11 protein-coding genes are annotated in these 13,130 nt (G+C 61.0%); 8 read left to right on the top strand and 3 right to left on the bottom strand.

Going from position 1 to position 13,130, the window contains the following annotated elements:
- The first annotated feature begins 179 nt into the window (after positions 1 to 179).
- From OQK_RS28265 to OQK_RS28255, 3 genes are all read left to right on the top strand, one after another.
- Positions 180 to 887 (top strand): haloacid dehalogenase type II, encoded by a 708-nt coding sequence (locus tag OQK_RS28265; RefSeq protein WP_016775427.1) that lies wholly within the window; start codon positions 180 to 182, stop codon positions 885 to 887.
- 11 nt (positions 888 to 898) lie between these two features.
- A complete protein-coding gene (locus OQK_RS28260) occupies positions 899 to 1,672 on the top strand; it encodes an aldolase (protein ID WP_016775426.1) in 774 nt (257 codons plus the stop codon).
- Between the two features lie 174 nt (positions 1,673 to 1,846).
- Positions 1,847 to 3,415: a sensor domain-containing diguanylate cyclase gene (locus tag OQK_RS28255; RefSeq protein ID WP_038862235.1), complete on the top strand. Its 1,569-nt coding sequence runs from the start codon at positions 1,847 to 1,849 to the stop codon at positions 3,413 to 3,415.
- Between the two features lie 159 nt (positions 3,416 to 3,574).
- On the opposite strand, the gene OQK_RS28250 is transcribed toward OQK_RS28255, so the two are convergent.
- Positions 3,575 to 3,910, bottom strand: coding sequence for a hypothetical protein (locus tag OQK_RS28250; protein ID WP_016775424.1), 336 nt, complete (start codon positions 3,908 to 3,910; stop codon positions 3,575 to 3,577).
- Positions 3,911 to 4,099: 189 nt separating this feature from the next.
- Between OQK_RS28250 and OQK_RS28245 the strand changes: the two genes are divergently transcribed.
- The 4 genes from OQK_RS28245 to OQK_RS28230 all read left to right on the top strand — a co-directional run bounded on the left by OQK_RS28245 (position 4,100) and on the right by OQK_RS28230 (position 8,822).
- The gene (locus OQK_RS28245) at positions 4,100 to 4,540 is read left to right on the top strand and encodes a carboxymuconolactone decarboxylase family protein (protein ID WP_016775423.1); all 441 of its coding nucleotides are present in this window, start codon (positions 4,100 to 4,102) and stop codon (positions 4,538 to 4,540) included.
- 247 nt (positions 4,541 to 4,787) lie between these two features.
- Positions 4,788 to 5,279 carry a sigma-70 family RNA polymerase sigma factor gene (locus tag OQK_RS28240; protein ID WP_016775422.1) on the top strand — a complete coding sequence of 164 codons (492 nt, stop codon included), beginning with the start codon at positions 4,788 to 4,790 and terminating at the stop codon, positions 5,277 to 5,279.
- Positions 5,280 to 5,319: 40 nt separating this feature from the next.
- Positions 5,320 to 6,297 (top strand): FecR family protein, encoded by a 978-nt coding sequence (locus tag OQK_RS28235; protein WP_016775421.1) that lies wholly within the window; start codon positions 5,320 to 5,322, stop codon positions 6,295 to 6,297.
- Between the two features lie 98 nt (positions 6,298 to 6,395).
- Positions 6,396 to 8,822: a TonB-dependent siderophore receptor gene (locus OQK_RS28230; protein WP_016775420.1), complete on the top strand. Its 2,427-nt coding sequence runs from the start codon at positions 6,396 to 6,398 to the stop codon at positions 8,820 to 8,822.
- Between the two features lie 54 nt (positions 8,823 to 8,876).
- On the opposite strand, the gene OQK_RS28225 is transcribed toward OQK_RS28230, so the two are convergent.
- Together OQK_RS28225 and OQK_RS28220 are read right to left on the bottom strand one after the other, a co-directional pair.
- Complete coding sequence (locus tag OQK_RS28225) at positions 8,877 to 10,385, bottom strand: trypsin-like serine peptidase (protein ID WP_016775419.1); 1,509 nt, start codon at positions 10,383 to 10,385, stop codon at positions 8,877 to 8,879.
- A 93-nt stretch (positions 10,386 to 10,478) separates the two neighbouring features.
- Positions 10,479 to 11,630 carry an MFS transporter gene (locus tag OQK_RS28220; protein WP_016775418.1) on the bottom strand — a complete coding sequence of 384 codons (1,152 nt, stop codon included), beginning with the start codon at positions 11,628 to 11,630 and terminating at the stop codon, positions 10,479 to 10,481.
- Positions 11,631 to 11,874: 244 nt separating this feature from the next.
- On the opposite strand from OQK_RS28220, the gene OQK_RS28215 reads away from it, so the two are divergent.
- On the top strand, positions 11,875 to 12,855 hold the full coding sequence (locus OQK_RS28215) for a DeoR family transcriptional regulator (RefSeq protein WP_016775417.1): 981 nt from the start codon (positions 11,875 to 11,877) through the stop codon (positions 12,853 to 12,855).
- The last annotated feature ends 275 nt before the right edge of the window (positions 12,856 to 13,130 follow it).

Genomic DNA, 13,130 nt, shown 5'->3' with positions numbered 1-13,130 from the left:
CGGCTGCGCGGGTGAAGCTGCCTTCGTCGACCACGCAGACAAAGGTTTTCAGCAGTTCCAGATCCAGCATGGCGGCGTTCCTGATAGTTGATTTGCGAATGACAATCGGGTGTTTATTTAATTTCACACTATCACCGCACGCTCATAAGCTGAAGTCCTCACTCTGGAGGAATCGACCGATGACCTTGAACAACACGCCACGCCCGCAATGGCTGACCTTCGATTGCTACGGCACGCTGCTTCAGTGGGATGAAGGGCTGAAAGCCGTGGTCGAGAAAATGCTCAGCGACAAGGGCGAGCACGCAGTCGACGCCACTAAGTTGATCGAAGTCTACGACCGTCACGAGCACCGTCTCGAACAAACGCCGCCGCACCGTTCCTTTCGCGAACTGAGCACCCTCGGCCTGCAACTGGCGCTGGCAGAATTGGGCTTGCCGAGCCAGCCCGAGGACAGTCAACGCCTGGCGGCGGCCATCCCGAACATGCCGCCATTTGTCGAAGTGATCGACACCCTCGCGCAGCTCAAAGCCATGGGCTTCAAGCTATGCATTGTCTCCAACACCGACGACGACATCATTGCCGGCAACGTTGCGCAGCTCGGCGGCCATATCGACCGGGTGATCACCGCGCAACAGGCCGGTGCCTACAAGCCGGCGCCGCGCCTGTTCGACTACGCTCATGAGCAATTGGGCGTGACCCGGGATGAAGTGGTGCACATCTGCGCCAGCCCGACGCTCGATCACACGGCGGCGCGGGACATGGGTTTTCGTTGCGTGTGGATCGATCGCGGCACGGGTCGTCAGTTGTTGCCGGACTATCGCCCCGACGCGATCCTGTCCAGCCTCGATCAAGTGCTGCCGCTGTTCAAATCCCTCGGCTGGACCTAAGGAGAATTGCCATGGCTCATATCTTGAGCGGCACTGGCAAAGCCAGACCCAGCGCAACGCTGCACCTGGACACCGAGGCGATCATCACCGCCCGCAACGAACTTGCTGCGTGCTTTCAACTGGCCGCATTGCATGGTCTGGAGGAGGGCATCTGCAATCACTTTTCGGCGATGCTGCCGGGGCATGATGATCTGTTTCTGGTCAATCCATACGGCTACGCTTTTTCGGAAGTGACCGCGCAAAATCTGCTGGTCTGTGACTTCGCCGGCAATGTGGTCGCTGGCGATGGCGAGCCCGAAGCGACCGCGTTCTACATCCACGCGCGCCTGCACAAACAACTGCCACGAGTAAAAGTCGCGTTCCACACGCACATGCCCCACGCCACCGCGTTGTGCCTGTTGCAAGGCCCGCCGCTGCTGTGGCTGGGGCAGACTGCGCTGAAGTTTTACGGGCGCACAGCGGTGGACGAGGATTACAACGGCCTCGCACTGGACGCATCCGAAGGCGACCGCATCGCCAGCGTTATGGGCGATGCCGACATTCTCTTTCTGAAAAACCACGGGGTGATTGTCGCCGCGCCGACCATCGCCGAAGCCTGGGACGATCTGTATTACCTGGAACGCGCCGCGCAGGTGCAACTGCTGGCGATGGCCACTCAGCGCGAATTGAAACCGGTGCCTCATGCGATTGCGCAGCACGCCTATGAACAGATGCGTGAAGGCGATGCGCAAAGTGCCCGCGCACACCTGACCAGCGCGATGCGACGCCTGGCCCTGCACAACTGATTAACCGTAAAGAAGCAATCGTAAATAAATCGACGAAAAGCGATCATCCAAACTCGCGACGCGCCGATAACTGGGCGGGAGGCGGGCGTTTGCCCGGTACATCCCGGTGGGCTACGCTCACACATACAAGGGTTTCGGGCTCGCGCCCCTGTCGTACCTGCCCAGGACATGCTTTTGCCAATCCCCATTCACGATCCGCATCAGGCCCCCGGCACGCTCAAACGGTTGCCGCTTCGCAAAGCGGCGGTGCTGTTTATCGTTGCGGTGAGCCTGTGCCTGTGCGGTCTGCTGTACCTGCAATTGGAGCAGTCGCGGCGTCAGGATCTGGCGGTGGCGAAGATGGCCTCGGGCAACCTGACCCGGGCCATGGCGCAGCAGGCCGAAGACACTGTGCGTGCAGCGGATCTGGTGATGACCAGCCTGGTCGACTGGATTCAGGACGATGGTTACGGGGCGGCGCAGCGCCCTCGGTTGCAGCGGATCTTTGCCCGCCGCGCGCAGCAACTGGATCAGCTGCATGGCATCTTTCTCTTCGATCGCGAAGGGCAGTGGATCATCACCTCGTTCGCTGATCTGCCTCGTGGCAACGGCGTGGCCGATCGCGACTATTTCAAGTTCCATCAGCAGAATGCGTCGACCGTTGCGCACATCGGCCCGGCGATTCGCAGCCGCGAAAACGGCGAATGGATCATCCCGATTTCCAGACGCGTGAATGACCAGCTCGGCAATTTTCAGGGCGTGCTGATGGCCGGCATCCGCATGTCCTACTTCGATCAGTTCTTCAAAAGCTTCAGCCTCGATGACAGCGGCATCATGTTTCTGGCGCTGACCGACGGCACCTTGCTGGCGCGACGGCCCTTTGATGAGTCGTTGATCAATACCTCGGTGGCCCACGGCGAGATCTATCAAACCTTGCTGCCGAACGCTAACGCGGGCACGGCGATGCTCAACTCCGTGGTCGACGGCGTGACCCGCTTGTATGGCTATCGACAGCTCGCCTCGTATCCGCTGGTGGTCTCTGCCGCGACGTCGCAAGACACGATTCTGCAGGGCTGGTATGACCGCGCGTTTCAGTCCAGCGTGATTGTCGCGCTGGTGATTCTCGGGGTTGGCCTGTTCGGCTGGGTGTTCATTCATCAAGTGCGCGACGGCGAACGTATCGAGAAAAACCTGCGCAAGGCGCAACGGGCGCTGGAGCAGATTGCCACCCACGACAGCCTGACCGGGTTGGCCAATCGGCGCTTGTTCGAGCGCTCGCTGGACATTGAATTTGCCCGGGGCGCACGTCAGGTCAGTCCGGTCAGCCTGATCATGCTCGATATCGATTTCTTCAAGCGTTACAACGATGCTTACGGCCATGTCGCCGGCGATCAATGCCTGGCGCAGGTGGCGCAAGTGGTGAAGGCCTGCTGCCAGCGCAAGTCGGATCTGGCGGTGCGTTACGGCGGCGAAGAATTTGCCGTGCTGCTGCCGGACACCGACATCAACGGCGCGCTGGCGATAGCCGGGCAGATTCGCCGTAGCGTGATCGACAAGCACATCATCCACAGCGGCTCGCCGACCGGTTATCTCACCGTGAGCCTGGGCTGTTATGCGTTTATTCCGCACGGCAACGACAGCCCGCAGGTGTTTATCCAGCGCGCGGACGCGGCGTTGTATCAGGCGAAAAATGCCGGGCGCAATCGCGCGGCGGTGTTTGCAGCTGAAGAGGGTTTCGCCGAGCTGATGCGTTCGGATCGCTGATTCTTTCAATCAACAGAAATCAGAAGTGGGAGCGAGCCTGCTCGCGAATCGGTGTGTCAGCTTGCATCAAGGTTGGCTGACAGACCGCTTTCGCGAGCAGGCTCGCTCCCACATTGGTCCGTGATGGACTCAGTACTATCTGGGATGGCTCTTGTTCGTTCAGCCGCCCGTGCCACCGCCCGCACCACCCGTGCCGCCGCCGGCCGAGCCGGTGCCACCGCCCGCGCCGGAACCCGAACCGCTGGCGCCGCCATTGGTGCCCGTACCGGTGCCCATTCCCGAGCCAGTACCGGTGCCGGTGCCGTTATTGGTTCCGCCAGAACCGCTGCCACCCGATGGCGAGCCCGGGGTGTTGTCTGGCGGCATGGTCGAGCTGCTGGCGCCGCCGGACTTGGTGCCCGTCGCATCGGTGCTGTCATTGGCCGCGAAGCTGGCGGCGGACGCCGTGGCGAGCAGGCCGGCCAACAATAACGAAGTGAATTTGCGCGTCATCATGGTACGTCTCCTGATAAAGGGGATTACCTGATGTTGGTCTTGCGCACTGAAACCTTGGTGCCCGTCGAGTGACGAGCGGTCAGTCGCCGCGCCAAGTGGCCTACCTTTCTTCTGCAATATTGGCTATTTGCCGAAGCACCCCCGGGGACTAACGTAGCCACACATTCAATCGCTACCCCGGAGCCCACCATGCAACCTCGTGCCGATTTCTACACCGCTTCCCCTGATGCCATGAAAGCGATGATGGCGCTGGAAAATGCCGTCTCGAAACTGTCGCTGGAAAAGAGCCTGCTCGAACTGGTCAAGCTGCGCTCTTCACAGATCAACGGCTGCGCATTCTGCATCGACATGCACACCGCCGACGCGATCAAGGACGGCGAAACCCCGCGCCGCCTGTTCGCCGTGACGGCATGGCGGGAAGCGCCGTTCTTCAGCGAGCGTGAACGCGCCGCGCTGCTGTGGACCGAGTCGCTGACACAACTGAGCCTGACCCACGCGCCGGACGAAGACTATGAAGTCGTCGCTGCGCAGTTTTCGCCGAAGGAACTGGTTGACCTGACGGTGGCGATCAACACCATCAACGGCTGGAATCGCCTGGCGGTGGGCTTCCGCAAACTGCCGCAGGCTTAAGCTGCCCACAATCCCCTGTAGGAGCTGCCGAAGGCTGCGATCTTTTGATCTTGGCTTTTTTATAAGCAAAGGCAAAAGATCGCAGCCTTCGGCAGCTCCTACAGAGGTATCTTCAGTGTGCTTGCGCACCCGGGGCTGTCGGTGGTTGCACCTTGCGCATCAAGAACACCATCACAGCGTGCATTGCTTTGTATTAATACGAAGCATTACTATTCACGCCCCTTTCTCACCACGCCGCCCATCCCCCATGCGCTCCCGCAGATCCGGCTTTTTCGAGCATTACGAAGAGTTGATCGGCACCTGGACTCGGCGCCTGCGCAATCGCGCGCAGGCCGAGGATCTGGCGCACGACACCTTTGTGCGGGTGCTCGAGGCAGATTCGGCGGCGGTGCAGCAGCCCCGCGCGTATCTGCATCAGACCGCGCGCAATATCGCGGTCGATGGTTATCGGCGGGAGGACCGGCGGGGCGTCATGGAGTCGGAGGCGGTCGAGGACAGTGCGTCGTCGGCGGGCGATCCGGAGCATTACATGCACGCGATCCAGTTGGCCGATTCCATCGAACGCGCGCTCACCGAGCTGCCGCTCAACTGCCGCAAGATCTTTGTCTGGCAGAAGATCGAAGGCCTGACTCAGGCAGAAATCGCCGAACGCCTGGGGCTGTCCAAGAACATGGTCGAAAAGTATATGATCCGCACCCTGCGCCATCTGCGTGAGCGGCTGGATGGCTTGCAATCATGAGCGTTCGCACCTTTTCATTCTCAGCCGGACAGGACATTCCATGATGGAAACGGGTGATTGCGCCTGTGGGCAAACGGCGGTGCGTGACGAAGCGGCGGCCTGGTTCGTGCGTCTGCAGGAGCCGAATGTCAGCGTCGAGCAACAGCAGCGCTTCGAGGCCTGGCTGAACGAGCATCCGCAACACCGCGAAGAATTCCAGTTGCTGCAAGGCTTGTGGACGGCGGCTGATCTGCTGCCGACGTCGCGTCTTCAGGCGCTTGCGCAAACTCCCCGCCGCGAACGCCGGCCGATGCTGCGTTATGCCGTCGCCGCGAGTGTTCTGGCCGTGGCGCTGGGACTTGGCCTGTTCAGTGGTTTGAATCATCCGGGCGCTTACCGCGCCGAATTCGCCACGGCGCCGGGCGAGCGCAAGCATGTGGCGTTGCCGGACGGTTCGCTGATCGATCTGAACAGTCGCAGCCGCTTGCAGGTGCGTTATGAGAAGGATCGACGGCTGATCGAATTGAGCGCGGGCGAGGCGATGTTCAGTGTTGAACACGACGCCTCGCGTCCGTTTATTGTCGAAGCCGGCAGCGGCAGGGTCACGGTCACCGGTACGCGTTTCGATGTGCGCCGCGATGCCACGCAGACCCGCGTGGCGGTGGAGCAGGGCACGGTGAAGGTGCAGGGAAGTGCTGCCCCGGACAACCAATTCATCAACCTCACCGCAGGCCTCGGCACGGCGGTCGATGCCCAGGGCAAGGTCCTGCCGGCCTACGCGGTCAACCCGGCGGAACTGACCGCATGGCGCAACGGCAAACTGGTGTTCAACAACGCCAGCCTCGGCGAAGTAGCGGCGGAAGTATCGCGCTATCGCGACAAACCGCTGACCGTATCCCAGCCGAATGTCGCCAGCCTGCGCCTGACCAGCGTGTTCAAATCCGACGACACCGACGCCTTGCTCAAAGCCTTGCCGAGCATCCTGCCGGTGACGGTGCGCACCCTCGCCGATGGCAGTCAGGAAATAATTTCCAGATAGCATTCAGGTTTTTTCCCCGTTCATCGTCTTCCTGTTCAACTGCAACTGGTTTGCATTAACAGCCGCACACTCTTGCGATCCACAGGACTGCGTACGACGTGAACATCACCACAACCCACAATAAAAAAACCCCTTGGTTGCCATTGGCTCTCGCGCTGGCGGTCAGCGCCGCGATGCCGTTGGCGTTTGCCGCTGAAGCCATTCATATCCGCGCGCAACCGCTGGGCCAGGCCTTGAGCGAACTGGGCCAGCAAACCTCGCTGCAGGTGTTTTTCAGCCCTGAGCTGGTGGCCGGCAAACAGGCGCCAGCGGTCGACGGCGACCTTTCACCAGAGCAGGCTTTGCGTCAGCTGTTGCAGGGCAGCGGTCTCGATTATCAGATCAACGAAGGCTCGGTGACGCTCGCTCCAGCCGCCACCTCCGCAGCCAGCAACGGCCCGCTGGAGCTCGGCGTGACCGACATCAAAGTGGTCGGCGACTGGCTCGGTGACGCGGACGCTGCGGTGGTGCAGAACCACCCCGGCGCACGCACGGTGATTCGCCGCGAAGCGATGGTCGAGCAGGGCGCGATGAACGTCAGCGACGTGCTCAAACGCGTGCCTGGCGTGCAGGTGCAGGACTCCAATGGCACCGGCGGCAGTGATATTTCCCTCAACGTCGGGGTGCGCGGTCTGACTTCGCGCCTGTCGCCACGCTCGACCGTGCTGATCGACGGCGTACCTGCCGCGTTTGCTCCGTACGGCCAGCCGCAACTGTCGATGGCGCCGATTTCCTCGGGCAATCTCGACAGCATCGACGTCGTGCGTGGCGCCGGTTCCGTGCGTTACGGGCCGCAGAACGTCGGCGGCGTGATTAACTTCGTGACCCGCGCGATCCCGGAGAAAACCACCGGCGAAATCGGCACAACGCTGGAGACCACTCAGTACGGCGGCTGGAAACACATCGACACCGCATTTCTTGGCGGCACCGCCGACAACGGCATGGGCGTCGCGCTGCTGTACTCCGGCGTCAACGGCCACGGCTATCGCGAGCGCAACAACGGCAACGACATCGACGACGTGCTGCTCAAGACGCACTGGGCGCCTACCAATCAGGACGATTTCAGTCTCAATTTCCACTACTACGACGCCAGCGCCGACATGCCCGGCGGCCTGACCCAGCGTCAGTACGACGACAAACCGTACGAATCGGTGCGTGATTACGACCAGTTCACAGGCCGGCGCAAGGACGTGTCGTTCAAGTGGATCCGCCAGATCGACGAGCGCACCCAGGCAGAAATTCTCACCTATTACACCGACAGCTTTCGCGGCAGCACCATCGCCGCGCGCGATCAGCGCACCCTCAGCTCGTACCCGCGTTCCTACTACACCCTCGGCATCGAGCCGCGCGTGTCGCGGGTGTTCGATGTCGGTCCGACCACGCAGGAAGTCAGCGTCGGTTATCGCTATCTGAAAGAGGCCATGCACGAAGAGTCGAGTCGTCTGGCGCTGGTCAACAATCAGCCGGTGGTCACGCCGACTTCCGACGGCCATGTGTTCCAGGATCGCACCGGTGGCACCGAGGCCAATTCGGTGTATGTCGACAACAAGATCGACGTCGGCAACTGGACCATCACCCCGGGCATTCGCTTCGAACACATCAGCACCGATTGGCATGATCGCGCTGTCCTCGACACCGCTGGCCGGCCGGTCCCGGAGAAAAACCGCAGCATCGAAAGCAACGAACCGCTGCCGGCGCTGAGCGTGATGTATCACCTGTCCGATGCCTGGAAGTTGTTCGCCAATTACGAAACCTCATTCGGCAGCCTGCAGTATTTCCAGCTCGGCCAGGGCGGTTCGGGTGACAGCACCGCCAACGGTCTGGAGCCGGAAAAGGCCAAGACCTACGAGATCGGCACGCGCTATAACGATGATGTCTGGGGCGGCGAGGTGACGCTGTTCTACATCGACTTCGATGACGAACTGCAATACATCAGCAACGACGTCGGCTGGACCAATCTCGGCGCGACCAAGCACCAGGGCATCGAAGCCTCGGCGCACTACGACATGGCCGCCCTCGATCCGCGCCTCGATGGTTTGACCGCCAACGCCGGTTTCACCTACACCCGCGCCACCTATGAAGGCGAGATCCCCGGCTTCAAGGGCCGCGATCTGCCGTTCTATTCGCGGCAGGTGGCCACGGTCGGTTTGCGTTACGAGGTCAACCGCTGGACGTACAACATCGATGGCTTCGCCCAATCGAAACAGCGTTCGCCGGGCACCGGTGTGAATGCGGATGGCAGCTTCAATGGCAACTACATCACTGAAGGCACGGCGGATGGGCAGTACGGCGACATCCCGGGTTACGTGACCTGGAACGTGCGCGGCGGCTATGACTTTGGTCCGCAGGTGTCGAACCTCAAGCTCGGTGCCGGGGTGAAGAACGTCTTCGACAAGCAGTACTTCACCCGCTCCAGCGACAACAACTCGGGGATGTATGTCGGCGCACCGCGCACGTTCTTCGTGCAGGCCAGCGTCGGTTTCTAAGGCGCTGTTGTGGCTGAACCGGTTTCACACGGCTCAGCCACAACAGGCCTGAAGCTATTGAGGAATCAGAAAGTCGATGGTCGGTCCGGGATTCCCAGCCAGGTCTGCGCCTTTGAGGCAGACGTTCTGCTGGCCATTGGCAACGGAAACATGGAACACGCCCGTGGAGGGCGGTACGCGCTGGAATCCCTGCCCGTCATTGCAGTTGACGCTCCCGGGCTGCCCGGACTTGTATTGAAATTGAAAGGGATCCAGATCCGGTGAGACCGAAAAAACCCTGACATCGTAGTCATCGTCACCCACCCATTCGATTTTATAGGCCGGCGCCAACGGCGCTGGTGCTTCCAGCAACCACCGCCAATAGATGCTGGGGGTTTTTCCATCCGATTGTTTTGGCACGTCCGTAGGCCGCTGTTGGCCAATCAGGCAGAGAAAATATAGCCCCGCACCTTCTTTGAGTTCATGGCTCAACTGATTCTCGGAACCAGGGCGAGCGGTTTGTACCTGGCTATACCCAGCAAGCGACTGGCATTCGTCCAGCGTGCGCGTATAGCGATAGCGGTAGTAGGGAGCGCTCAATGTGAAGGTTTGCAGCCAATGCCATGGCACGACTTGTCCGTGCTCGTCACGCTCGACTCTGATGTAATCGCTGTTTTGCGATGATGTTGGAAAAGACCATGCCGCTCCCAGCGGGCAGTCACCCGGACGGGGGTCGAAACGTCCCTTGGTGAAGCAAGCATCCAGACCTTCGGTTGTGGAGGCGTAGTTGGTGGCAGTTCGCTTGTTGACCTGCCCGGCAATGACTTCGCAGGGGGCGCCCTTGTCACATCGATTACGGTCACTTCCGCGCGTGGTAGTGCCCAACACACCCACGACTTCATTGGTATAACGCGCAAGCAATGGTGAGCCGGATAATCCACTGACAACATCGAGGCAACGGTTGCTCGATTGTCCTACCCATCGCCAAGGGCCTTCGATGACCGCTGCCGAATGTTCCTGTTTGCATGCCATTCGCTGAATGAAGCCGTTCACGGGCGCGCCGGTGATCAAAATATTTTCTTCAGGGGGCAAGGGGGCATGCGCCAGTTTCAGAGGCTCGATACCGTCGCTGATCAACTGTTCCAGAGAGGTAGCAAGTTCAACGATAGAGATGTCTTGGCCACGTAGCGTGCTCCAACCAATCCGGCCTACCGCATATGAGCGACTGTGCGGTTGCGTGTCGAAAAAATAATTGAACGTCACCCGACCCTTTGCAGGCTGATTGACGATGACCTCGTTATTGCCTATCTCCGGATGTGTGCAGTGTCCGGAGGTCAGTACATAAGCCGGATTCGACACAGTACCGGGTTCTCGTGTGTCAATGAGTGTACCGGAGCAGGTCATGCCACCTTCAACTTCGACACGGCCAATGGCTTGCCAATGCGCATAACGTCCGTTGGCATTGGCCAGCCGCTCAGCGGGAGCAAAGTTGGCTGCGCCTTCGCCCCAGTCGTATCGATTGACGGAGGCGCATCCCTGGAGAAGAGCGATAAGTGCAACAGCCGATCCAATTCGAATGTTCATGACAGATTTCCATTTCCGCGGGGCTGGAAATCACCATGATTCAAAGGGTCGAAGCCTGTCTAGTGTCAAACCTGACAGGTGTCGCGCTAATCTTCATACTTTCAATGTCTTACCGCCGATGGCCACCGCGACCAACAGCACCGCCATCAGGCCAAAGGCAAAACTCAGGCTGCTGGCATGGGCGACAAAACCGATCACCGCCGGCCCGGCGAGAATCCCGGCATAACCCAGCGTGGTAATCGCCGGCACCGCGATGCTTTCCGGCATCACTGTCTGCTTGCCCACCGCCGTGTACAGCACCGGCACGATGTTCGAGCAACCGGCGCCGACCAGCGCATACCCGAGCAGTGCCGCTTGCCAGCTCGGCGCGAAGGTGGCGAGAAACAACCCCGCCGCCGCCAACAGCCCGCCGAACAGAATGATCCGCGTCGCACCCAGCTTGCGCACGATGCGGTCACCGAGCAGACGGCCGACGGTCATGGTCAGGGCAAACGCTGCGTAACCCAGGCCTGCGTAGGCCGTGTCGATCCCGCGTTCCTGAGCGAGGAACACAGCGCTCCAGTCCAGCGCCGCGCCTTCGGTGAGGAACACGATGAAGCACATGCCGCCGATGAACAGCACGATGCCATGGGGAATGGCGAACGCCGGGCCGGAGCTTTCGCTGCCGTAGGGCAACATGTGCGGCACGCACTTGAGCAAGGCGCCGATCAGCAACACGACGACGACCAGCATTGCTGCCAGCGGTGTCAGCCCGAGGCCGAGCAGGGCGCTGACGCCCGCCGCACCAACAATGCCGCCGAGGCTGAACAAGCCGTGGAACCCCGACATCATGTGCTTGCCGCTGGCGCGCTCGACGATCACTGCTTGCAGGTTCACCGTCGAATCCACCGTGCCGAGGCCGGCGCCGAACATGAACAACGTGGCGATCAGCGCCGGGATCGACGACACCGTCGCCAGCAACGGCAGCGCCGCGCAGATCAGCAAGGTGCCGCCGGTGGCTACGCGTCGGCAACCAAAACGCGTGGCGAGAATCCCCGCCAGCGGCATCGCCAGAATCGAGCCGACGCCCAGGCACAGCAGCAATAACCCCAGCGTGCCCTCATCCAGCCCGGCCCGCGCCTTGGCATACGGCACCAGCGGCGCCCACGCGGCGATGCCGAGGCCGGCAATGAAAAAGGCAACGCGCGTGGACATCTGTTGCAGGCGTCCGGGGACGAAGGTGTCTTGGGGGTTGAGGCTGGTCATATCGATCCTTGGCAAAAAAACAACTGCATCCCGAGTGACATTCTGACGGCGTTGAGGTTCGATCTCAGGCCTTTCGGGGCATAACGGTGAACATCCTACCCTGTGGGAGCGAGCCTGCTCGCGAAAGCGGTGGGTCAAATATGGAATTGTCGACTGACGCACCGCCTTCGCGAGCAGGCTCGCTCCCACACTGGTTTGCGGTTTACAGTCGGATTTTCGCCAGCATGGAATACGGGAACAAGGCATGACGAAGTTCTACGACGCACGCGGCAATATCTACGCTGTGGTCTCGCCCCAAGCCTTGCGCGAAGCCGGAATCGCTTTGCCAGCGAGGGCCGCAGAGTGCGCCGTATCCAGGCAGCAATGGAGCGAGGCCGCCATCGCTTTGTGCTGTCACTGGCCCGAAGGCCAACGCCCGGCCGACAGCAAACCCCACCGCAGCGACGGCCTGCTGATCGGCCCGTTTCAGGCAGCTGCGCCGTTCGATGTACTGATCGTCAACACCGACGGCAGCCTCGCCGAGCGCAGTGGCAACGGTCTGACGATTTTTTCTCAGGCATTGATCGAGCAAGGCTTGCTGCCGGAGCAGGGTGCAGTGTTGCGTGTCCATCATGACAAAGGTGAGCCGGTAACAACCTCGGTGAAACCGGCCCAAGTCGAAGGCGTGCGCGGTTTCTGGCTCGACCTCGGCCAGCCCACATTTGGCCCGGAGGCTGTGGGTTCGCAGACGGTTGAAAACGTTCAGTTCAACAATCGCGACGTCAGCCATGTCCAGCCCCTGGCACAACTCGATCCCACTTGGACCCACAGCCAATTCGTCCGCATCGGCAATCCGCATTGCGTGACGCTGCTAAGCAATCCGGCCATGTTGCCGAGTAACGAGCAGATGCTTGAATCACCGCTGAACGAAAGGCTTACAGCAATCGCCTATGCCATGCCCACCGGTGCCGGCAATCCCTGCCCGGCGGGCGTCAATCTGCAATGGGCCGTGCTGGCGTCGCCGCAGAAAATCGCTGCGCGGGTATTCGAGCGTGGCGAAGGTCCAACCGCGTCATCCGGCACCAGCGCCAGTGCGGTCGCGTGTGCAGCGTGGCGGGTGGGTTGGGTCGAGGCGGGTGAAGTGCGGGTGGTCATGCCGGGCGGCACCGCACCGGTTTTGCTTGAGGTTTCGGGAGGGGAGTTGCTGCGCGTGAGATTGTTTGGCACGGCGCGGTTGGCGGGTTGATTCGACCGACGCTATCGCTGGCAAGCCAGGCTCCCACAGGTTTTGCATGAGGGCCCAATCATGTGCTCAACACAAAACCTGTGGGAGCCTGGCTTGCCAGCGATGAGGCCATCAGCCCCAGTGCAATCTCAACTGAACTCCACCACCGGCATCTGCCGCTTCATCAACACCTTGCCGCCGCGAATCGAATACAGCGGCAGGCCCTGGCTGCGGATCACTTCGTAATCACTGTCTGCCGAGAGAATCAGTAGGTTCGCCGGGCGGCCCTGTTCCAG

Origin of the sequence: Pseudomonas sp. R62, from assembly GCF_000257605.1 — a bacterium.
GTDB lineage: Bacteria > Pseudomonadota > Gammaproteobacteria > Pseudomonadales > Pseudomonadaceae > Aquipseudomonas > Aquipseudomonas atacamensis.
The sequence above is the reverse complement of the archived record's forward strand: the minus strand, read 5'-3'. Positions and strand labels throughout refer to the sequence as shown.